We start from the raw sequence: 1378 nt of genomic DNA on the forward strand, positions 1-1378 counted from the left end.
ATGCAGACCAGCACCACCACCGCGGTGACCGGCGCGGCCGCCGGCAGGTGCTCGCCCATCAGCAGCACCGACCAGACCAGCGTCAGCAGTGGCTGGGCGAGTTGCAGCTGACTGGCCCTCGGCACGCCGATCCCGGCCATCCCCCGGTACCAGAGCACGAACCCGCCGAACTGCGAGACCGCCGCGATGTACGCCAGGCCGACCAGCGCCTTCGCCCCGATCCGCACCGGCTCGGTGGCCAGCCCGAACGCGGAGGTCACCACCATGACGGGCAGCGCGGCCAGCACCGCCCAGGCGATCACCTGGGCGCCCGGGAGGTCCCGGGACAGCCGCCCGCCCTCCGCGTAGCCGGCCGCGCAGACCACCACGCCGACGAACAGGAGGAGGTCCGCGACGGTGGGCCGGCCGTGGCTCTGCAGCAGGGTGAAGCCGAGCACGGCCACCGCCCCCGCCAGCGCCGCCGCCCAGAACGCCCGGGACGGCCGGCGGCCCGTGCGCAGCGCCGCGACCACCGCGGTGGCCAGCGGCAGGACGCCGATCACCACCGCCGAGTGGGCGGTCGAGGAGGTCCGCAGGGCGATCGTGGTCAGCAGCGGGAAGCCCAGCACGCAGCCGCCGGAGACCACCAGCAGGCCGGGCCAGTGCCGCCGCTTCGGCAGCGGGGCGGCGGAGGCCAGCAGGTAGAGCGCGGCCAGCACTCCGGCCAGGGCGCCGCGCAGCCCGGTCGAGGTCCACGGGCCGAAGCCGGTCAGGGACCACGCGGTGGCGGGGAAGCTGAGCGAGAAGAAGGCCACCCCGAGGGCGGCGAGGGCGGTACCGGAGGTGGTGCCGCGCTGAGGTGCTATCGCCGAGGGCAGGGTAGCGCTATCGTGTGCCGTCATGAATGAGCGTAGCAGTCTGGCCAAACTGACCGACATCCTGCGCCAAGAGGTCGAGCGCTATCCGGAAGGACGGAAGCTCCCCTCCAGCCGGGCCCTGGTGGACCGCCACCAGGTCAGCCCGGCGACGGTCTCCCGGGCCATCGCGGTGCTGGCCGCCGAGGGGTTGGTGGTCTCCCGTCCGGGCGCGGGGGTGTTCCGGGCGGCGGCCTTCGCCGCGGCCCCGGCCGGTTCGGCCGCACCGGCGGCCAGGCCCGGCGACCTCTCCTGGCAGGAGGTCGCACTCAGCGCCGACCACGGCCCGCGCGACCTGCTGGCCGCCCCGGTGTTCGCCACCCTCCGGGTGCCCCCGCCGGACGTCATCGACCTCAACAGCGGCTATCCGCACGCCTCGCTGCTGCCCGAACGCCTGCTCGCGGGCGCCCTCGCCCGGGCCGGACGCCGCCCGGGCGCCTGGGACCGCCCGCCCACCGACGGCCTCACCGAGCTGCGCGGCTGGT

2 protein-coding genes are annotated in these 1378 nt (G+C 75.8%); one reads left to right on the plus strand and one right to left on the minus strand.

The features are described 5' to 3' along the window. Positions 1–881, minus strand: an 881-nt coding sequence (locus J0670_RS38045; RefSeq protein ID WP_207817336.1) for a DMT family transporter, incomplete at its 3' end; no start/stop codon positions are given. Here J0670_RS38045 and J0670_RS38050 point away from each other — a divergent pair. Further along, the coding region (locus J0670_RS38050; RefSeq protein WP_207817337.1) for a GntR family transcriptional regulator at positions 880–1378 on the plus strand (499 nt) is incomplete at its 3' end. The genes J0670_RS38045 and J0670_RS38050 overlap by 2 nt on opposite strands.

The organism is Streptomyces sp. FH025, assembly GCF_017427025.1.
Taxonomy (GTDB): Bacteria; Actinomycetota; Actinomycetes; order Streptomycetales; family Streptomycetaceae; genus Kitasatospora.